This window comes from Bradyrhizobium sp. ERR14, from assembly GCF_014198235.1.
Classification (GTDB): domain Bacteria; phylum Pseudomonadota; class Alphaproteobacteria; order Rhizobiales; family Xanthobacteraceae; genus Bradyrhizobium.
Genome location: NZ_JACIHD010000001.1, coordinates 828,749 through 847,461, shown reverse-complemented (window position 1 = coordinate 847,461; position 18,713 = coordinate 828,749). Strand labels below are relative to the sequence as shown.

Annotated in this window: 18 protein-coding genes and 1 tRNA gene; 7 read left to right on the top strand and 12 right to left on the bottom strand. The window is 61.9% G+C overall.

The window, feature by feature from the left end; all coding sequences use genetic code 11:
• The first annotated feature begins 380 nt into the window (after nucleotides 1–380).
• Nucleotides 381–1,016: a hypothetical protein gene (locus tag GGD62_RS04165; protein WP_183707204.1), complete on the top strand. Its 636-nt coding sequence runs from the start codon at nucleotides 381–383 to the stop codon at nucleotides 1,014–1,016.
• Nucleotides 1,013–2,272 carry a DNA-packaging protein gene (locus tag GGD62_RS04160; protein ID WP_183707202.1) on the top strand — a complete coding sequence of 420 codons (1,260 nt, stop codon included), beginning with the start codon at nucleotides 1,013–1,015 and terminating at the stop codon, nucleotides 2,270–2,272. Before GGD62_RS04165 ends, GGD62_RS04160 begins: the two co-directional genes overlap by 4 nt.
• A gap of 5 nt (nucleotides 2,273–2,277) precedes the next feature.
• On the opposite strand, the gene GGD62_RS04155 is transcribed toward GGD62_RS04160, so the two are convergent.
• The 6 genes from GGD62_RS04155 to GGD62_RS04130 form a co-directional block, all read right to left on the bottom strand.
• A complete protein-coding gene (locus GGD62_RS04155; protein ID WP_183707200.1) occupies nucleotides 2,278–2,934 on the bottom strand; it encodes a hypothetical protein in 657 nt (218 codons plus the stop codon).
• A 14-nt stretch (nucleotides 2,935–2,948) separates the two neighbouring features.
• Nucleotides 2,949–3,236: a hypothetical protein gene (locus GGD62_RS04150; RefSeq protein ID WP_183707198.1), complete on the bottom strand. Its 288-nt coding sequence runs from the start codon at nucleotides 3,234–3,236 to the stop codon at nucleotides 2,949–2,951.
• On the bottom strand, nucleotides 3,233–3,880 hold the full coding sequence (locus tag GGD62_RS04145) for a hypothetical protein (protein ID WP_183707196.1): 648 nt from the start codon (nucleotides 3,878–3,880) through the stop codon (nucleotides 3,233–3,235). Before GGD62_RS04145 ends, GGD62_RS04150 begins: the two co-directional genes overlap by 4 nt.
• 287 nt (nucleotides 3,881–4,167) lie before the next feature.
• Nucleotides 4,168–4,243 (bottom strand) — tRNA-Lys (locus GGD62_RS04140).
• Between the two features lie 347 nt (nucleotides 4,244–4,590).
• Complete coding sequence (locus tag GGD62_RS04135; RefSeq protein ID WP_179736650.1) at nucleotides 4,591–7,257, bottom strand: glycosyltransferase; 2,667 nt, start codon at nucleotides 7,255–7,257, stop codon at nucleotides 4,591–4,593.
• Nucleotides 7,258–7,491: 234 nt separating this feature from the next.
• Nucleotides 7,492–8,082 (bottom strand): hypothetical protein, encoded by a 591-nt coding sequence (locus GGD62_RS04130; RefSeq protein WP_018317955.1) that lies wholly within the window; start codon nucleotides 8,080–8,082, stop codon nucleotides 7,492–7,494.
• A 368-nt stretch (nucleotides 8,083–8,450) separates the two neighbouring features.
• Between GGD62_RS04130 and GGD62_RS04125 the strand changes: the two genes are divergently transcribed.
• Nucleotides 8,451–10,010, top strand: a complete 1,560-nt coding sequence (locus GGD62_RS04125; RefSeq protein WP_312014241.1) for a beta-(1-6) glucans synthase — start codon at nucleotides 8,451–8,453, stop codon at nucleotides 10,008–10,010.
• Here the strand turns inward: GGD62_RS04125 and GGD62_RS04120 are convergent.
• The 5 genes from GGD62_RS04120 to GGD62_RS04100 form a co-directional block, all read right to left on the bottom strand.
• Nucleotides 9,970–10,350, bottom strand: coding sequence for a hypothetical protein (locus GGD62_RS04120; RefSeq protein ID WP_018317956.1), 381 nt, complete (start codon nucleotides 10,348–10,350; stop codon nucleotides 9,970–9,972). The genes GGD62_RS04125 and GGD62_RS04120 overlap by 41 nt on opposite strands.
• Nucleotides 10,351–10,441: 91 nt before the next feature.
• Nucleotides 10,442–10,597, bottom strand: a complete 156-nt coding sequence (locus GGD62_RS04115; protein WP_183707194.1) for a hypothetical protein — start codon at nucleotides 10,595–10,597, stop codon at nucleotides 10,442–10,444.
• Between the two features lie 74 nt (nucleotides 10,598–10,671).
• Complete coding sequence (locus GGD62_RS04110; RefSeq protein WP_018317958.1) at nucleotides 10,672–11,112, bottom strand: MgtC/SapB family protein; 441 nt, start codon at nucleotides 11,110–11,112, stop codon at nucleotides 10,672–10,674.
• Between the two features lie 230 nt (nucleotides 11,113–11,342).
• A complete protein-coding gene (locus GGD62_RS04105; protein WP_018317959.1) occupies nucleotides 11,343–11,600 on the bottom strand; it encodes a hypothetical protein in 258 nt (85 codons plus the stop codon).
• Between the two features lie 175 nt (nucleotides 11,601–11,775).
• The gene (locus tag GGD62_RS04100; protein WP_183707193.1) at nucleotides 11,776–13,161 is read right to left on the bottom strand and encodes a hypothetical protein; all 1,386 of its coding nucleotides are present in this window, start codon (nucleotides 13,159–13,161) and stop codon (nucleotides 11,776–11,778) included.
• Between the two features lie 173 nt (nucleotides 13,162–13,334).
• Between GGD62_RS04100 and glmU the strand changes: the two genes are divergently transcribed.
• Complete coding sequence (gene glmU / locus GGD62_RS04095; protein WP_183707191.1) at nucleotides 13,335–14,690, top strand: bifunctional UDP-N-acetylglucosamine diphosphorylase/glucosamine-1-phosphate N-acetyltransferase GlmU; 1,356 nt, start codon at nucleotides 13,335–13,337, stop codon at nucleotides 14,688–14,690.
• A gap of 145 nt (nucleotides 14,691–14,835) precedes the next feature.
• On the opposite strand, the gene GGD62_RS04090 is transcribed toward glmU, so the two are convergent.
• Nucleotides 14,836–15,054, bottom strand: coding sequence for a hypothetical protein (locus GGD62_RS04090; protein ID WP_018317962.1), 219 nt, complete (start codon nucleotides 15,052–15,054; stop codon nucleotides 14,836–14,838).
• A 281-nt stretch (nucleotides 15,055–15,335) separates the two neighbouring features.
• On the opposite strand from GGD62_RS04090, the gene GGD62_RS04085 reads away from it, so the two are divergent.
• The 3 genes from GGD62_RS04085 (at nucleotide 15,336) to GGD62_RS04075 (ending at nucleotide 18,186) form a co-directional block, all read left to right on the top strand.
• On the top strand, nucleotides 15,336–16,574 hold the full coding sequence (locus GGD62_RS04085) for a hypothetical protein (protein WP_183707189.1): 1,239 nt from the start codon (nucleotides 15,336–15,338) through the stop codon (nucleotides 16,572–16,574).
• Between the two features lie 113 nt (nucleotides 16,575–16,687).
• Complete coding sequence (locus tag GGD62_RS04080) at nucleotides 16,688–17,158, top strand: hypothetical protein (protein WP_183707187.1); 471 nt, start codon at nucleotides 16,688–16,690, stop codon at nucleotides 17,156–17,158.
• On the top strand, nucleotides 17,155–18,186 hold the full coding sequence (locus tag GGD62_RS04075) for a serine/threonine-protein kinase (protein WP_312014240.1): 1,032 nt from the start codon (nucleotides 17,155–17,157) through the stop codon (nucleotides 18,184–18,186). The genes GGD62_RS04080 and GGD62_RS04075 overlap by 4 nt, the downstream gene beginning before the upstream one ends.
• Nucleotides 18,187–18,713 lie beyond the last annotated feature (527 nt).

Sequence of the window (18,713 nt, the reverse complement as noted above, 5' to 3'; positions counted from 1 at the left end):
CTGGGCAGTATGGGCGCGGTTTTTTATGTTGTCAGAATCTGAGTTCACTAATGTGTAGACAGAGAAACAGAGAGAATAGGGGAGAGAAATATAGGCACATGAGAAACCGCGCCCGGTGCGCCCAGCCCGCCCAGAGGTCAGCCGCGGCCGTGGAGAGCGCGTTAAGGCGCCGACTAGGGTGATGCGCAATGCCATCTTCAATCCGCGCCGATCTTTCGGCCTTGTCGCACCTTGTTTCAATCGCTTTCATCCACGCTCACGATATTTAATCACGGGGTCTGTTTTTCAACTGCTTGCAAAGCCTTGCACTTTTCAGGCGAAACCGAAATTTCACTTTCCGGGGCCACAATGGGGCCACTAGCGTAATTCGCGCCGGATTTTTGCAGATGAAAACGGGACCTAAATGCACCGTCTGCGCTCACGACGAGCGTTGGCGAATCGAACTGTTGCGTGCGGGCGGCGCCTCGCTCGACAGCCTGGCCACGAAGTTCGGCTTGTCCAAGGACGCCATCGGCCGGCATTGGCATAATCACGTCAGCCCCGAACTGAAAGCGTCCTATCTCGTCGGGCCGGCGCAGCTCGCCGACCTGGCAGCGAAGGCGGCCGACGAGGGCGCCTCCGTGCTCGACCACTTCCGCGCAGTGCGCACTATGCTCATGTCGCAGCTTGCTGCGACCACCGAGGCCGGCGACGCGCGCGGTGCGGCGATCGTCGCTGGCCAACTCATCGGCGTCTTGGAGAAGATCGGCAAGGTCACAGGTGAGATCGCCACCATCGCGCAGGGCACCATCAACATTCAAAACAACGTGGCGATCGTGAATAGTCCGCAGTTCGCGAAGGTGCAGGCGGCTATCCTGCGAGCCCTGGCACCGCACGGAGCCGCACGCGCTGCGGTCGTAGCGGCCCTGCACGAATTGGACACCGAGCCCACCGAGGGGAGCAGGGCGCCCGCGGTGATCGACGCTGTCGCGCTGCCGATGCTGTGTCCTGTACCGCTACCGGAGGCCGCCCGATGACCAGCATAGCCGCCGCGCTCGCCGACGCATTGGAGGACGGCGGATGGCGTGCCAAAGCCCGTCCGAGCCAGCTCCCACCGCCGGGCGATTGGAACGGTTGGATTGCGCTCGCCGGCCGTGGATGGGGGAAGACCCGCGCGGGGGCAGGTTGGGTGCACGAACTCGTCGAGACGCGCCAGGCCGGCCGCATCGCCCTGGTAGCCGCAACCGCCGCGGACGCGCGCGACACGCTCGTCGAGGGCGTCTCGGGCCTGCTCAACACTGCGCCACCGTGGAATAGGCCGATCTACGAGTCGAGCAAGCGCCGGCTGACCTGGCCGAACGGAGCGATCGCGACCACCTTTTCCAGTGAGGAAGCCGACCGGCTCCGCGGCCCGGAGCACGACGCTGCGTGGGCGGACGAGCTGGCCGCGTGGACCGATGTGCAGGGCACCTGGGACATGCTGCAATTCGGTCTGCGCCTAGGCAACCGCCCTCGCTGGCTGGTGACGACCACTCCGAGGCCGATCAAGCTGCTCAAAGAGCTGTTGGCGCGTCAGGGCAGGGACGTCGTGGTGACGCGCGGCTCGACCTTCGAGAACGAAGCCAACCTTGCGCCGACCTTCCTGGCCGCCGTGCGCCAGCGGTACGAAGGGACGCGCCTCGGTCGGCAGGAGCTGAACGCCGAGCTGCTTTCGGACAATCCCGGCGCGTTGTGGCAACTGGATTGGCTGGACCGCGACCGCGTGTCGACGGTGCCCGAGCTGCGTCGCATCGTCGTAGCGATCGACCCGGCCGTTTCGAACAATGAAGGATCCGACGAAACGGGCATCGTCGTTGCCGGCGTCACGCGCGATGGCACGATCTATGTGCTGGAGGACTGCTCTGGTCGGTACGCGCCGCACGAGTGGGCGGCCGTGGCAATTTCAGCGTACCGGCGGCACAAGGCCGACCGGATCCTGGCTGAAGTGAATAACGGCGGCGCCATGGTCGAGGCAACAATTCGCGCACTCGACTCGCGTGTGAGCTTCAAGGCCGTTCACGCGAGTCGCGGCAAAGTAGTGCGCGCCGAGCCGATCGCAGCGCTCTACGAACAGCGCAAGGTGCACCATGTCGGCGGGTTCGATGTGTTGGAAGATCAGATGTGTGCGTTCACATCTGATTTCGACCGCGCGAAGGTCGGCTATTCGCCCGATCGGGTCGACGCCCTGGTGTGGGCATTGACCGAGCTGAGCGGGCCGCAGAACATCACGATCATCACGGAGCTGCGGATATGACTTTCTCAGTGTGCCACTGAGCGAGCCATCGATAGGTCTGGGAAGATCTTTCGGGATTGCGCGATTTCCTCCCGAGCCGACTGCTTTCGAGTGGGCACAACGTGCAGTTCGACGAAGTTTCCACGAATGCGCAAGTGAACGGCGCCAATCGGGACGTCTTTCATCCAGGGATTTTCGTATCCAGCAAACTCATCCAGCAGTACCTGCCTGATCCGCTCGCTTTGCGGAATTTTCTGATGGATTGTTCGATGCGAGAGCAGGCGTGATAGGAGTTGATCTGCGATGTCACGCTCTGCTGCCAACTCTGAACTAGCCGCGACCTGTAGATTGGCGACATAGAGGGCCATCAAATCTGTATAGTCTGATTTAGGCCAGACCGTCGCAAGGGAGCGACTGCGGATAATCGCGGGAAGTTGCTTCAGAACATCCGCCGCTTCTTTATCCTCCAGACTGGATTCGACGCGGGTCGGCTGGTGGTTATCCGAAGTGGAGCAGAAAAACCGCAGTCCTAGTGCCAGCGCAGTGGCTGAAGCAAGAATTACGGCAACTAGCCAACTATCAATGTGAAAGAACTGCTGGCCCACAGCCACAAGAATAACCGCGGCGATGCAAGCGTTAATGGCCTTCCGATAATGCGCGTGCGACATGGAAAACTTGGGCATGACTGATTTCCATTTCATTTGGTAAGCAGTCCAGTCCATCCGAGCCCGGCAGCAACAGCTTGCGCTGGAGTGCCCGGCACGACAAACCCTTCCGATATTAGACAGCCAATGGTTAGGAATACAATAAGCTCGACGATGCTTCTGGCCCTTTCATTGCTTAAGAACAAAGCAATAACGGGCGATAGACCATAGATGTTCCGATTGGCCTTGCTGGTTTTGCACCACAGCACGACCACTCCCACAGCCACGTAAACGACCAAAGGGATCGAAAAGTCCTTCGTAATTTCCGTAAAATTGATCATTTGAAAACGTCGGTTTTGGCGAATGCTTTTACTGCTGCATCCATTTGCTTGAGAACGGTGTTCAATTTTTCGACGAGCATTTCGACGTCTGATCGAGACATCTGAAGAAAGAGTTCTGCCCGCGCGTCCGTGTCGACATGGACCAGTGCAACAGGGACCCCCGACTTGATTTCGTTGTTTTTGTCAAAACCGAAACGAAAGTCGACGGACACGTCGAAGCTCTCCAAGGCCGGCAGTGTTTGTGCGCTTAGCGTGCGGCGCTCAATTGTATCGCTGATTCTCGGTCTTTCGCTTGCAATAATCGAGGCAGCTTCCTGCGCAGCTCTGATTGCGGAATCGTCAAAGAGCTTGCCGCGAGCGGCCTGTACGAAGTCTTCTGGAGTCCCTTCCGTTTGAGATAAAACACCGACCGAGACCGAAAGGGCAGCCAGTATGGCGCTAGCTTCGATCCGTGAGATCGATACGGTCGAATCAAGCCAATCCCGATCCAGGTCACCCGTGCGTTGGAACGAATCTAGGAATTTGGCGACGACGGCGCTTCTGTCGGGTGCCGAAAGCTTCGATAATGCGTCGAAGCCCGTTCGAATACGCGGCAGCAAGCTGTCGGGCAACTCGCCGAGAAACGTTTGGATTGTCGATGCCATTTTCGATTAGCCGAGCCTAGGCGGATGTCCGCAGCTATTTTGCGCTGCAATCGCCACCCTACAAATGGGCGCCAATCGAATCCCGCCAAGCAAAAGCATGGCTACTCTCGAAATGTTCATCGTCGCCGCCCCCCCCAACAGGCTTTGCAGCAAAGCTCAACTTATGCGCGACTTCAAGGGCCGACATAACCGATGCTGAAAATTTCGTTGTGGCCCTACAAGTGGCCCCGATGAACCGAAGGTGCGCGGATCGACTTCCGAATCTGTCGTAAGTGTTTGATTTGTCTTGGTGAGCGCGCTGGGGCTCGAACCCAGGACCCCGTGATTAAAAGTCACGTGCTCTACCGGCTGAGCTACGCGCTCCCATGGCCGCTGATGGCACGTCAGAGATCGCCATCGTGGTCGGACATTCGAGAAGCATGTCTTGCCGCTGCGCTTAAGGGCGTCGCGGGGAAAACCGGCTGTTTCCGGATCATGCTTTCGGCCCGCGCTGTGTAGGGGGATGGGGCGCTGAGGTCAATAGCTTGGGTGGTTGCTGAAAGACGCGGCAGGGGCGGGGATTTGCTTGCGGTTTCCGCCGCTTAGGGCGGAAAGCTCAACCCGATTGGCGGGCCGTCATCCACGCCGAACTGTCAGAGGTCGCCGGACCCAGCTTGGCCTGCATGGTTTGAGACGCCCGCCTTTGGCGGGCTCCTCACCATGAGGGTTTGTCAGTTCGTCTCCCGCCGCACCTCGTTCGGCACGGGCTGCGGCGTGCCGGGGGCCGGCAGCGCGACCGGACGCAGGCCGATCAGCTCGGCGGTGCGGATCGCGCTGTCGCGCCAGAACTGGAACGAGTTGATGCGGCTGAGCTCGAGGATGGCGATGGCGACGGCCGCCAGGAACGGCAGGCTCTGCAGCACCAGCACGCCGGCGAAGATGTAGATCTCGGTGATCTGGCGGTAGCTGTTGGAGGCGATCAGTACGCCGGCGCCGATCACGAGCAGGGTGCCGATCACGGCCTCCCAGAACGCCTGGAACTCGATCGACATCCTGGACAGGCCGCCCTTGGAGGTGCGGGCGAAGGCGATGTGCTCGGTGATGAGGCCCTGTGCCACCGCGCGCGACACCGTCCACTGCACGCTCATCGCGGCGATCATGGCGCCGAGCATCTGGCCGGGCTTGATCGCGACGCGGGCGCGGTACATCGACAGGAAGTGCGCGAGCGAGACGATGAAGGCGCCGATGATCGGCAGCGTCAGGATCTTGTCGGGGATGGCGATGTCGGCGAAGGCGACGATCGGCACCCAGACGAGGTTGAGCAGCGCCACGACCACGCCGAGACTTTCGGCGCCGAGCCAGTTCAGCCAGCCCAGGCCATATTCGCGCTTCTGGTCGGGCGTCAGCCGGCTCTTGCCGGGCAGGAAGTAGCGCCAGTGCTTCTTCACGATCTGGAGGCCGCCATAGGCCCAGCGGTGACGCTGCTTCTTGAAGGCCTCGTAGGTGTCGGGCAGGAGACCCTGGCCGTAGCGGTGGTTGGTGTAGTGGGTTGTCCAGCCGAGCTCCTGGATCGCGAGGCCGAGATCTGAATCCTCGCAGATCGTATCGGACGACCAGCCGCCGGCCATGTCCATCGCCGCGCGGCGGATCAGGCACATCGTGCCGTGCACGATGATGGCGTTGGCCTCGTTGCGCTGGACCATGCCGATGTCGAAGAAGCCGGCATATTCGCCGTTCATGATGTAGTGCATGATCGACAGATCGCCGTCGCGATGCTCCTGCGGCGCCTGCACGAGGCCGACACGCGCATCGGCGAAGGCAGGCACGAGGTCCTTCAGCCAGTCGGGATCGACGGCATAGTCGGCGTCGAGGATGCCGATGATCTCGGCATCGGCGGCGGTGCGGTCCATCGCAATCCGAAGAGCGCCGGCCTTGAAGCCCTGAACCTTCTCGGCGTTGATGAACTTGAAGCGTTCGCCGAGCGCGCGGCAATGGTCCTGGATCGGCTGCCAGAACGCGGGATCCGGCGTGTTGTTGATGATGACCACGCATTCGTAGTTCGGATAGTTCAGCCGCGACAGCGCATCCAGTGTCTGCTTGAGCATCTCGACCGGCTCGAAATAAGCGGGAATGTGGATCGAGACCTTTGGGCAGTAATTCTCGGGAACATTCTCGACCGGCTTGCCCTTGCTGAGCAGTCGCTGCGGCGACCGGCCGAAGGCGACCGCTGCGATCTCGTCGATGCGCGCCATCGCGATGAGGACCAGCGGAACGAGCAGGATCATGCCGAGCGTCAGCGCGAAGGCGGAGCCGAAGATGAAGTAATGGCTGTTCCAGAACGCGAACACGGTCGCGGCCCAGGCGCCGACGCCGTTGGCCGTCGCCGACAGCAGGAAGGCCTGCTTCGCGGTCGGCTTTTCGATCCGCAGGATCGGCAGCGACAGCAGGATGCCGACCAGGAGCGCGATACCCATCAGCTTCCAATAGTCGGGGTTCTCGACCGGACCGGTCCAGGCGAATTTCGGCTCACGGCTGGCGTTGAGGATGCCCCAATACGGACCGACGCCGCCTTCGAAGAATTTCCAGGGCTGATCGATGGCCTCGACGATGTTGTATTCCATGCCGATGGCTTCGGCGCGGCTGACGAAGTTGCGCAGGATCAGAGCCTGCTGGAACGGGCCCGGATCGGCGTTGCGCAGATTGTAGCCCTGGCTCGGCCAGCCGAACTCGGCGATCACGATGCGCTTGCCGGGGAACAGGTTGCGCAAGAGATTGTAGCGGTCGACGGCCTGGTCGACCGCCTGGTCCGAGCGGAAGTTTTCCCAGTAGGGCAGCACGTGGGCGGCGATGAAATCGACGCTGGAGCCGAGGTCGGGATTGTCGCGCCAGATGTTCCAGATCTCGCCGGTGGTGACGGGCACGCGGACCGAGCCCTTCACCTTCTTGATCATGTCGATGAGGTCTTCGACCTTCTGCTCGCCGCGGTAGATCACCTCGTTGCCGACGACGACGCCGACGACGTTGCTGTTCTTGCGGGCGAGCTCGATGGCGGCCTTGATCTCGCGCTCGTTGCGATCCTTGTCCTTGTCGATCCAGGCGCCGACGGTGACCTTGAGGCCGAACTCGGCTGCGATCGGCGGCACCAGTTCCACGCCGCCGGTGGACGAGTAGAGGCGGATCGCGCGCGTCATGGTCGACAGCGTCTTCAGGTCGGCGCGGATTTTCTCGACCGTCGGGATGTTGTCGATGTCGGGGTGAGCCGAGCCTTCGAACGGCGCGTAGGAGACGCTCGGCAACAGGCCCTTGAAATCGGGCGCGGGTTCCTTGTCGCGTAAGACTCCCCACAGCCCAGCGTGAAGCGCGGAGACGAGCAACAGAACGGCGGCGACAACGCGCATCGCGGCTAAACCTGAAGGGGCTGAGGGGGCAGGGAAGCGGATCCGACCCCGAGATCCGACCAAGTCCGCGGCAAAGGGAGCATATCTCCGCCGCACGGTTTCACAACTGTCATGGCCTCATGTCCTTATGAGGGCATGGCCTTTTTCGAACGACGCGCGGCAGTGCCAACCGCGTTTATGGCCGATCGTTCCTGAACGACAGCTGAAACGGCCAAGGCTATTTAAGACCTTGGGCTATTTCTGGGGCGCCGGCGTCGGGCTTGCCGCGGGCGATGGGCTGGCGGTCGGCTGCGGCTGCGCATTGTTGGCAGCGGGAGCGGCCGGCTGTGCCGCTGCGGCCGCCGCCTGCTGCGGCTGGGCCGCCGGGTTGATCCAGCAGGCGTGCACGCGGCTGTCCAGGGTCTCGGCGACCTTGGGATCGATCTGGCCGCCGAACCGGGTCAGGCAGCGGAAGGCGGCCTGGATGTGACCGCCGGGGCAGCCGAAACGGTCGTAGAGGTCGAGATGGCGGAACGCGGTATCGAGGTCATCCCGCCACATCAGGCGCACCACGCGGCGGCCGAGCCAGACGCATTCGGGATTGCCGGCCGGGCCGTTGATGACCTGGGCCGCTTCGGCGAATTCGTCGGTGCGGCGCTGGTTCTGGGCCGCATCCTTGGCGGCGTCGGCGGGCTGGGCGGCAGCCTTGCCCTGGTCCGGTGCGGGCGTGCCGCTCTGGGCGGAAGCGCCACCGAGACCGGCGAGAACGAGAAGGCAGGAGACGGCCAAGGTGGCGGCGAACTGCCGCAGGACCGCATTTCGTGACTCGAACACCCGTTGCCGCATGAATTCCCCAATGTATCCGCTGGCCGTCCGCGTCAGGATCCCGCGGACGCGCCGGTGATGGCGTCCAAATGGGTCTCCAATGCGGCGGAAAAGTCTTTCCGAGTCCATGACCTGTATTTGGAATTTTGTCCAGCAAAGTCACGATGCTAGGCCCCGGTCGAAGGGCCGCAGCCCAATTCCTTTGGGGCAGGCGCGGATCCTTGAGTGTGGATCGGCATTTGGACCCCCGCTTGGACAGCCGCTTTGGACACCCCCTTGGCAGACGGCGTGCAAGCAGGTAATCGACGGACCCTTCGCGGAGGACGGAACCGATTTCTCTTCGTACGCCACTGGCGCTTCTGCTCGTTTCACTGGGTGCGATTGCTGCCGTGTGGTGGTGGTTGGCGACGCCGATCACGCTTGCACGCGCCCCGATCGATCCCGCCGAGAAGGTCCAATGCGTCTCCTACGCGCCGTTCCGCGGCGAGCAGACGCCGCTGAACGCGTGGACCCATATCGACGCCGAGCAGATCGAGCAGGATCTGCGCCAGCTCAAGGAAATCACCGACTGCGTCCGCACCTATTCGATGGAGAACGGGCTCGACCAGGTGCCGGCGATCGCCGCCAAGGTCGGCGGGCTGAAAGTGCTGCAAGGCATCTGGCTCTCCAGCAACCGCAGCAAGAATTTTGAGCAGGCCGCCCTCGCCATTCGCCTCACCAAGGAATTCCCCGCCATCATCACCGCGGTCATCGTCGGCAACGAGGTGCTGCTGCGCGGTGAGATGACGACGGCGGACCTCGTCTCGATCATCCGCCTGGTGAAGACGCAGGTCAGCGTGCCCGTCACCTATGCCGACGTCTGGGAATTCTGGCTGAAGAACCGCGAGGTCTATGACGCCGTCGACTTCGTCACCATTCACATCCTGCCTTATTGGGAGGATATGCCGGTGAAGGCGAAATTCGCCGCCGCCCATGTCGAGGCGATCCGCGAGCGCATGGCGGTGGCGTTTCCGGGCAAGGAAATCCTGATCGGCGAGACCGGCTGGCCGAGCGAAGGGCGCATGCGCGACGGCGCGCTGCCCTCACGCACCAACCAGGCGCGGGTGGTCTCGGAAATCCTCAGCTTGGCGAAGGCGCAGAAGTTTCGCGTCAACCTGATCGAGTCCTACGACCAGCCGTGGAAGCGCAAGCTGGAAGGCACCGTCGGCGGCTATTGGGGCCTGTACGATTCGGTGCGCCGGAGCCTGAAATATCCGCCGGGCGAGCCGATCAGCAATTTCCCGTACTGGAAATGGTACATGGGCGCGGGCATGGGCCTGTCCGTGCTGGTGTTCGCGGTCGCGCTCATCACGCTGCGCCGGCGGCCGTGGACGCCGCGCTTCTCGGCCTGGCTCGGCGTCGCCATCTCGGCGACGACGGCGGGCAGCCTGCTCGGGATCGGCGCCGACAAGCTTTATTATGAGAGCTACGGCATCGGTGGCTGGCTGCTCTGGGGCGCGCTGCTCGCGGCCGGCATCCTGTCGCCGATCTTCTGTGCGCAGGCGATGGTGATCGGCCGCAGCCTTCCGACCTTCCTCGACCTGCTCGGTCCGCGCGAGGGGCGGAAATGGTCGAAGCTCACCGCCGTGCTCGGCCTGACGCTGGCGGTGACCGCGGTGATCGCGGCGGCGACCGCGCTCGGCTTCGTGTTCGACCCGCGCTACAAGGATTTCCCCTACGCCGCGCTGACGATGGCGGTGGTGCCGTTCGCGCTTTTGATGCTGAACCGGCCGCAGATCGGCCAGCGTCCGATCGCGGAATCGGTGTTCGCGGGCGTGCTGGCGCTGTCGGCAGTCTTCGTGCTCTTCAACGAGGGCCGCGACAATTGGCAGTCGCTGTGGACCTGCACGATCTATCTGTTGTTCGCGCTTACGCTGTGGCGGGCGCGGGCCGAGCAAACCCAAGAATGAACAGGCCGATCGCCAGGCCCGACAGCACGACATTGTAGAGCACGATGCCGAGGCCGGCGGCGATGATGCCGACGGTGAGCAGCACGATCGACGGCCGCATCAGGTTCAGCGTCGCAACCACCAGCGCGACGATGCCGAACACCGAATTCTTGAAAAGCACCGTCGAGACCGACCGCGCCTTGCAGATCATCGTCTGCAGCCCGGCGTCGCAGGCGAGAGCGACCTGCGACAGCTCGATCGCGAGGTAGCGCAGATAGAGCGCATAGCCGACGGACGCGAAGCCGACGACGATCAGGAACTGCACCTGGTAGGGCGAGAGGCGGAAGGGCTTTTTTGTCATGGCGGCAATATGGTCGTGATGGCGCGGGCAGGCAACAGGGCAGGCGATGTTTCTGTTGATCCGGCTCGCCCAATGCGTGCGCGAGGGGCCGTCAAAGCCGGCCTTGCATCGCCCGTTTCTGGTCCGCGAGCCGTCGCTCGTATTTCTCAGCCAATGCGAGCAGGCGTTTCCTGATGTAGGGATCCGCCTGCTCGGCCAGCTCGCGGATCAACGCGAGTTGCTCCTCCAGAAACTTCCCGTCCGTCATCTCCGCTCCGAATCAAATCCGTCGCGGATACTGCCGTCTTACGCGGACCTCTTCCGTATCATTTGGTATGTGCGCTATTTCAATCCGAGCCGGCGCTCGACCCAGCCGAGAACGAACAGCACGAGCAACGTGACGGCGATCGCTGCGGCGACCAGCAGCCAGGCTCCGAGCGCGCAGGCAATTCCAAGGCCCGCCGCAATCCAGACAGTCGCCGCGGTCGTGAGGCCGTGCACGGTCTTCGCCTTGGCGTCGTGCAGGATGACGCCGGCGCCGATGAAGCCGACGCCGGTCAGCACACCGGCAACGACGCCCTGAATGACCCGGGAGATCGCGTCCGGGTGGTCGCGCAGATTCTGGAACTCGATCACGGAGATCGAGACCAGCGCGGAGCCGAGAGCGACCAGCGCCAGGGTGCGCATTCCGACCGGCTTGTCGTTCATGTCGCGGTCGATGCCGATCAGCAGCCCTGTTCCCGCCGCGACGAGAAGCCTCAGCACATCATCCAGCTCGTTCATCGATGCTCGCGCGTTTCGGGAGACGGACGCTTGGCGTGCGCCCGGCAGATCGGGACTAAACGCCCGCTTGGTGAGAAAGAGCCGCTGAGATCCGAGCGTCCGATGGTCGCATGCTCGCGCAACTCCGAGCGATCATCGACGATCAGGCGGAGAGCCGCCGTTCGACAAGGCGATGGCGCCGACCAGTCCGGTCGGCGCCATCTGTCAGAGCTGAACGCGACCGCGCACCGTCACTTCTTGCTGGTGTTCGAGCCCGTGGTGTTCTGCATCTTCTGTCCCGGCGCGCTTTCCGAGTGGCCCGGTCCTGCGGTGGTATTGGTCTGGTGACCAGGGGCGTATTCGGATGCGCCGGGTCCCGTCGAAGGCTTCTTGGTGTTGTGCATTTGCTGACCCGGCGCGTTGCTCGACGCGCCCGGCGATTTCGTCGTTTGCGCGAGCGCCGGAGCTGCCGCCAGAAGCGCGGCCGTTGCGATGATCAATGTCTTCACGTGTTTCTCCCTTGGTCATGGAGACGGGCGCGAACGATTTCACATGTCGGCCGCTCCGGTTCACGACCGGGACAACTTGGCAATCGGCAGGTGGTTTCTCTTCTCGGACCGAAATTTAGGTTCATCGGCGCGCGGAAAAGCACGTCGGCGTTCACCGCGCGTTCAGGTGCAATGTTTATCGCCTGAAGAACGACGACAGCGTCGATCCCGCGGACGCAGACGCAGTCTCCGGCTTCGCCGGAGCCGGCTGTGCCGCAGGCGGGGGCGCGGGCTCCTCGCGCTTCGACGAGCGCTTGGAGGAGTAGCTGCGGCGGCGTTGCGGCTTCTCGGGCTTTGCGCTCGGCGCGGGCGCGGTTTCGGCTTGCGGGACCGCGTCCTGGCTCTTCTCGGAGTTCTTCTCTTGAACTCTGTCCTGGGACTTCTCTTGTCCCTTCTCCGAACCGCCGCGCATCGACAGGCGCTGGCCGTCGAAAACGGTGGTCTCGCAGTGACGATCGTTCTCGGCGAGGCTCGCGCAGAATTTTGCGGCGGCAGCAGCGTTGACCAGCGGCCCGGCACCCAGGCGGAGTTGCATGCCGAGGCCGGTGTTGCCTTCCTTGATCATGATGATCGGTCGCAGCGCTGCAATCTCCGGATTGGATTTGCTCAGGCCGCGCCAGAGCGCGCGCAGGCCGTCGATCGAATTTGCGCCGCCGAGGTCGATCGCAAAACGCGTCTGCTGGACCGCGATGGCGGGGGATTCGTTCTCGGCTGCCTCAGGCGCCTTCGCGGCTGTCGCGACGACCTCGGTCGGGGCGGGCGCCGGCTCGACCTTCTTTTCAGCGGCCTTCTCGTTTGACTCGGGCTGAATCAATTTCGACGCCGCCGGATCGGGCGGCGCCATGATCGACTTGGACGGCACGAGCGGTATGGTCGGCAGCGCCGAAGTCGTTGCCAGCGGCTGCTGCACGAGCGAGGCGGCGGCGGCAGTCTGCGGTGGCAAGCTCGACGGCTCCTTTGAAACTTCCTTGAGCGTATCCTTGACCGTTTCCTTCGGGGTATCCTTGGGCGTGTCCTTGGCGGCCTCGGTCCGCGGCTTGTCGCCGGCGGAGGCGGGGGTCGAGGCGACGGGCGCGACGCTGGGGGCCGTGGGCGCGGCATCCTGCGGCTTGCCGGCCTGCGGCGGGGTGGTGGGCTGCTTGGCGATGGCGCCGGTGACGGAATCGAGCCCTTGCTCGACCACAGTGACGCGCGAATAGAGCCGGTCGCGATCTGTGTTCAGTGTCTCGATGGCGGCCGCGAGCCGGCGGGCCTCGTTCTGGCTCTCCTTGGCCAGCGCCTGGAGCCGCTCCGCCTGGCGCGCGAGATCGGCGGACGCGACCTGGTCGCGCCGCCATCCGAGCTGGGCCTGGTTGGCCATCACCGCGATGATGACGGCGCCTACCGCCGCCACACCCCAAGAGCCCAGCCGCCACATCATGCGGCGGTCGAACGCGCTTTCCTCGGCTACAAGTCCGGAGAACAGCCCGCCGGTCTCCTTGGTGCCGAAGGCATCCGCCAGTGGGTCGGAATCCTTTGCCATGAACGTTAAGTGCCCAGCCCTGTCCGGCTTCCCCGAATCAATCAGGAAACATTAACAGGAAAAGCGTGTCGCACTTGAATTCCGGGCGTTTGCGGGGGTAGCAAGGCAATAGCTTTTGAGGACGGCTGCCCGCCCGTCGCGCCAATTGATTCGCCTTATCTGACAGGATTTCGATGACCGCCCGTTCCAGCCTCACGATCGTGCTCGCCGCCGGCGAAGGCACGCGCATGCGATCGAGCCTGCCGAAGGTGCTGCATCCGGTAGCCCACCAGACCTTGCTCGCCCACGTGCTCGCCGCGGCGCCCAAGGGAACCGGCACCTCGCTCGCGGTCGTGATTGGTCCCGACCACCAGGCCGTTGCGGACGAGGCAAAGCGCAGCAGGCCCGACGCGCTCACCTTCGTGCAGGCCGAGCGGCTCGGCACCGCCCATGCGGTGCTGGCGGCGCGCGAGGCGATCGCGCGCGGCGTCGATGATCTTCTGATCGCCTTCGGCGATACGCCGCTGATCTCGGCCGAGACCTTTGCGCGGCTGCGCGCGCCGCTCGCCAGGGGCGCTGCGATTGCCGCACTCGGCTTTCGCGCCGCCGATCCCACCGGCTATGGCCGCTTCATCGTCGAGGGCGAACGCCTGGTCGCGATCCGCGAGCAAGCCGATGCCAGCACAGAGGAGCGCGAGATCGATCTGTGCAATGCCGGCGTGATGGCGATCGACGGTCGCCGGGCGCTCGCGATCCTGGACAAAATCGGCAATGCGAATTCCAAGGGCGAATATTATCTGACCGACGCCGTCGGCATCGTCCGCGAACAGGGATGGGAGTCTGTGGTGATCGAGACCAGCGAGGACGAGGTGCGCGGCATCAACACCAAGGCACAGCTTGCGGAAGCAGAAGGCGTGATGCAGGCGCGCTTGCGCAAAGCGGCGATGGAAGCCGGCGTCACGCTGATCGCGCCGGAGACGGTTTATCTCGCCGCCGACACAGTGTTCGGCAAGGACGTGACGATCGAGCCTTTCGTGGTGATCGGCCCCGGCGTGTCGATCGCCGACGGCACCGTGATCCATTCCTTCTCGCATATCGTGCAGACGACGCTGGGCAAGAACGTTTCGATCGGCCCCTATGCGCGCTTGAGGCCCGGCACCTCGCTCGGCGACGGCGCGCGCATCGGCAATTTCGTGGAGACCAAGGCAGCGACGCTGGAGGCCGGCGTCAAGGTCAATCATCTCTCCTATATCGGTGACGCCACCGTCGGCGCCAATTCCAACATCGGCGCCGGCACCATCACCTGCAACTACGACGGCTTCAAGAAGCACAAGACGATCATCGGGCAGGGCGCCTTCGTCGGCACCAATTCCTCGCTGGTTGCCCCGGTGAAAATCGGCAATGGCGCCTATATCGGCTCCGGCTCGGTCATCACCCGCGACGTGCCCGACGACGCCATGGCGCTGGAGCGCAACCAGCAGACCATCCGGGAAGGCGGCGCGGCGCGCTATCGCGAGCTGAAGACGGGCGGGAAGAAACCGGAGAAATAGGCACTATTCTGTTGTGTCGCAGCGCACTCCGCCCTGATCCTGAGGGCCCGCTGGAAGCGGGCGTCTCGAAGGACGGCCGCGGGCGAGATGCGGGCCTTCATGGTTCGAGACGCGCTTCTCACCATGAGGGGCTTCTTACGTGGCCTTACTCGTCGTCGGCGAATTCGGAGAAGATCGCGCGGGTCAGGCGCCAGCCGCGCGGCTTGGCGCGTTTGGCCGGCTCGCCTTGAGCGTGCTTCAGGAAGACCGGCTTGCTTTCCTTGCCGCGCTGGGGCGGCGGCCAATGCGCCAGGTGCGTGCCCGTGGTTTCGCTGGCGCGCAAGTACATCGATGACAGACCTTTGCGGTCGGACGAGCCTTTCATGGCTTTGCTCTCCTGCACCGGAATCGTTGGTCAAACATATTGACAACAAGTTAACGTGCGCGGTCTAAGGCCGGCCAATTCGACGCAGGCGAAGCTCAGGTTGCGGTCCATGCTGTCTCAATCCGCAATAAGGTTGAGCGAAATTTACCCCGTAAAATCAACTATTTATGTCATTGGCCTCGCGAAGATTGAGTGCAAATAGAGTGGATAGGGAAACGGGATCGGACCCGTTCCGCGGCGACTCGCGATAAAGATGCCCACCTGCGCCATCGAGGTTGCACATGGGCCCAATTTCTCTTTTTGATAAATCGTTCCTTCAATCCATCAGTTTGGACGAAGCGGTTTGGTTTGATCGGTTCTTTATGCCGGTCGCCTGCCCGATATTCTTCGTCGAAACGTTGGCCGATCTCGGGAAGGACGCGTCGAAGCGGGGAAGCGCCGAGTTCTCCGTAGTGAAGGACATTGCGCAGAAGTTCCCCGAGATGGGCGGCTCGCCTTGCGCGTTCCATGCCGACATCGCGACTCAGGATTTGCTCGGCAACCACATGCCTTTAGATGGTCGCATCCCGCGATCAGGTGGGCGTCCTGTACCTAAGGGCGTGGTCTATGACCTCGGTCCGGAAGAGCGGGCATTCAACAGATGGCAGAAGGGCGAATTCTTCGAGGTCGAAAAGGTCGCAGCTGCTGATTGGCGGAAGTCTCTTTCTGAACTCGATCTCAACAAGGTCGCGAGTGAATTGCGTTCGGTCGGCATCGATGGAAAATCATGTAATACTCTCGATCAGGCCAGAGACATGGCACTTGCCGTTGTATCGCATAAAGCGAACGCAATGTCCGTTCTCGCTCTTGCAGTTACGTTTCTGCACGTGCCGCAGCATCTTCATCGTCCGATCATCGAGGCGTGGCGGCGGGACGGGAAGCGCTCTTTGAGCGAGTATGCACCTTACGCTGCGCACGTCGTTGCCGTTGAAGTATTCTTCCAATTCGCGCTTGCGGCCCGCCTCATTGACAGCAACAGGCCGTCAAATCGTACGGACATCGCGTATCTGTTTTACCTTCCGTTCAGCCAGCTGTTCATCTCGTCCGACAAACTGCATCGTCGAACTGCGAGTTTGTTCATGCGGGACAATCAGGAGTTCGTCTGGGGCATCGATCTGAAGGCTAGTCTCAAGGCGGTGAACTCGCACTTCTTAACTTTTCCGGAGGAGGTCAAAGAGCAGGGCCTGATGAGTTTTGCTCACGCGCCTCCGGACGGCAACATCGTTGCCGACCTTTGGGATAGGCATCTTCGCCCCGGCATTCGCAATGAGAAAAAAGAACCTAGAGACGCAAATCCTGAGCGCGACGCAGAGCTCGTCAAGAAACTCAAGGAATTCAGTAAGCAGCCGACACTGCCGCCTCATCAGGCGCCACATGAAGACGACGTAGAGATGATGTCTATTGCGCACTCAGTCCATCGCAAGCGGGGCAGCTGGTGGCAGGTCCCGAAGGACATGTCGGATACGGAAGACGATGGGTAATTGGACGGCGAGTTGTGGTTATATTGTCCCGCAGCACGCTATTCGGTTTTCCGGCGCTGCAACCGGTGGTATATTGATTCGCTTTTTCTCCCACACACTGCGGGACTGGAGTGATGGCTGAACGTTGGCTGGGGATAGTCGTGTCAGGCGACAAAGCAATAACCGTCGACGCTGAGGTGGATGGCGGTAATCCGCTGACGCTTCAGAGCGACCAGACGTGGTCATTGCAGCCAGGGGACAAGTCTCAGGCCTACGCCACGCTTTCCCAACAGATAGCAGGTTACGTGCGAGAGAATGGCATCAAGAAAGTCGTCATGAAGGAAAGTGCAGTTAGCGGCGGAGCCGCGACCATGGCGCTCCTGCAGTCGGCTGAACTGCGCGGCGCCATCATGGCGGCGGTCGCGGCTATTGTCCCCGTCGAATGCAAGTCGAAGGCCTCAATCAGCAAGACATTCGGTGAGCGGAATGTCGATGATTACGTTAAAGACAACGACTTCTGGAAACAGCAAGTAACAGGTATCGAACTGCGGGTTGGGAGCCGCGAGGCAGTCATGATCATGCTAGCTGCGCGGAAAGACCAGTGACGCTAGTCTCAAATCTTCAAATCGGGCCTGAAATTGGAAGCGGCTATTTTGGTAAAGTGCATTCGGGCAGTGACGATGTGCACGGACAGGTGGCCGTTAAAATCTTCACGAAACAGCCGACGGAAAGCGATGCCGACTGGCAGGGTCGTCGCGCCGGGTTACTCGGCGAAGGTCAAAGGCTAAGTCGTGCCGAGCACGCGAACGTTGTTAAGGTGCACGGATTGCTTGAAAGCGCGACGAGTGATGCAATTCATCTTGTGATGGATTTTTGTTCAGGCGGTTGTTTGCAAACGAAGTTTGAGCAAGGTCCGCTGGCGCTAGGTGAAGTGCGGAAATATGCAACGCAAGTAACGATGGGTTTAGCAGCCCTGCATGCCAGGGGAATGATCCACCGGGATATCAAGCCGGGAAACATCCTGTTGAACAAACATGATGTCGCTCAACTCGGCGACTTCGGACTGGTTACTGACAATATCATTGTGGGGTATGCGTCAGCCAAAGGATACAGCGACCATCTTCCTCCCGAAGTGCTCGGTGGCGGCGGTACAAGCGTGAAGAGTGACATATGGGCACTCGGTATGACGATCTATCGGCTGCTTCACGGGAAGGAATGGTATTCGACATTGCCGCAGCCGCGCCATGTCGTCGGGAAGGGCGGCTTCGCCAAACATCTTCCGTTCTTGCCCCATATCCCCAAGGCATGGCGCACTGTCCTACGGACGATGATGCACGATGACACCACTACTCGGTACCAAACAGCCAACCTAGTAAGCCAAGCTTATTCGAGACTAGAGACGACCCCTCGTTGGGAATGTCACGTCACACCGGATAAGATCACTTGGAACTGCCTGCACAAAAATCGAAAGTACTTTGTGATTTGGGATCGCGTCGGAGCGAACGCGTACGACTGGTCTGCATGGAGCGAGCCCACCGGCAAGGGCAACAAACGGAGCTTTGGTTCATCCAAAGGCGTCGATTACAAAATGGCGGATCGCGAACTGTGCGCGCTCTTCCAAAAGATCAAATAAAGCTCACCGGGCCTTTTTGCGGGGCAATACATATGGTCCTCGCAAATCATCTATTGTGAGTGGTCTGAGTGAGAATGTCGTCTTCGCGATGGCTCGCCTTTCGGCGCGGCACCGATAACAATATGCCTGAGCGGCCACGACGCCTTGGCGAGGTCGCCAAAGGCGCTGACAGTGTCGACATCTCGGAAGCTGGAGCATGGTTCTCATCCTTGTTCCGAAATCAACCAGAAGAACATAATGTGAACGCGTGAGTCGCGCAACCTCTGATCGACGCATGGCACAGATTTAGTTAACGGCCCATTTTTGGGATGGATGAGGACCCGCCGTCTCTCAGGGCTCCGGGGTAGGGGGAGAGACGGCGGGCCTACTGATCGCGGGTGATGCTCGCGATCAGAATGCTTGCCACGCCCGGAACTACCACGGGCCGCAAGCTGTCGGCGTTCTTACGCGAGCATGGACACGATCCGACTAGTCCATGTCCGGCCGCGGACGGATAACGCAGGCCGGAGTTATCCCCTTCGCGCGGA

Coding starts and splice junctions, on each gene's coding strand:
- GGD62_RS04160 (WP_183707202.1), top strand. CDS start 1,013: ATGACCAGCATAGCCGCCGCGCTCGCCGACGCATTGGAGGACGGCGGA.
- GGD62_RS04155 (WP_183707200.1), bottom strand. CDS start 2,934: ATGCCCAAGTTTTCCATGTCGCACGCGCATTATCGGAAGGCCATTAAC.
- GGD62_RS04150 (WP_183707198.1), bottom strand. CDS start 3,236: ATGATCAATTTTACGGAAATTACGAAGGACTTTTCGATCCCTTTGGTC.
- GGD62_RS04145 (WP_183707196.1), bottom strand. CDS start 3,880: ATGGCATCGACAATCCAAACGTTTCTCGGCGAGTTGCCCGACAGCTTG.
- GGD62_RS04135 (WP_179736650.1), bottom strand. CDS start 7,257: ATGCGCGTTGTCGCCGCCGTTCTGTTGCTCGTCTCCGCGCTTCACGCT.
- GGD62_RS04130 (WP_018317955.1), bottom strand. CDS start 8,082: ATGCGGCAACGGGTGTTCGAGTCACGAAATGCGGTCCTGCGGCAGTTC.
- GGD62_RS04120 (WP_018317956.1), bottom strand. CDS start 10,350: ATGACAAAAAAGCCCTTCCGCCTCTCGCCCTACCAGGTGCAGTTCCTG.
- GGD62_RS04115 (WP_183707194.1), bottom strand. CDS start 10,597: ATGACGGACGGGAAGTTTCTGGAGGAGCAACTCGCGTTGATCCGCGAG.
- GGD62_RS04110 (WP_018317958.1), bottom strand. CDS start 11,112: ATGAACGAGCTGGATGATGTGCTGAGGCTTCTCGTCGCGGCGGGAACA.
- GGD62_RS04100 (WP_183707193.1), bottom strand. CDS start 13,161: ATGGCAAAGGATTCCGACCCACTGGCGGATGCCTTCGGCACCAAGGAG.
- glmU (WP_183707191.1), top strand. CDS start 13,335: ATGACCGCCCGTTCCAGCCTCACGATCGTGCTCGCCGCCGGCGAAGGC.
- GGD62_RS04090 (WP_018317962.1), bottom strand. CDS start 15,054: ATGAAAGGCTCGTCCGACCGCAAAGGTCTGTCATCGATGTACTTGCGC.
- GGD62_RS04085 (WP_183707189.1), top strand. CDS start 15,336: ATGGGCCCAATTTCTCTTTTTGATAAATCGTTCCTTCAATCCATCAGT.
- GGD62_RS04080 (WP_183707187.1), top strand. CDS start 16,688: ATGGCTGAACGTTGGCTGGGGATAGTCGTGTCAGGCGACAAAGCAATA.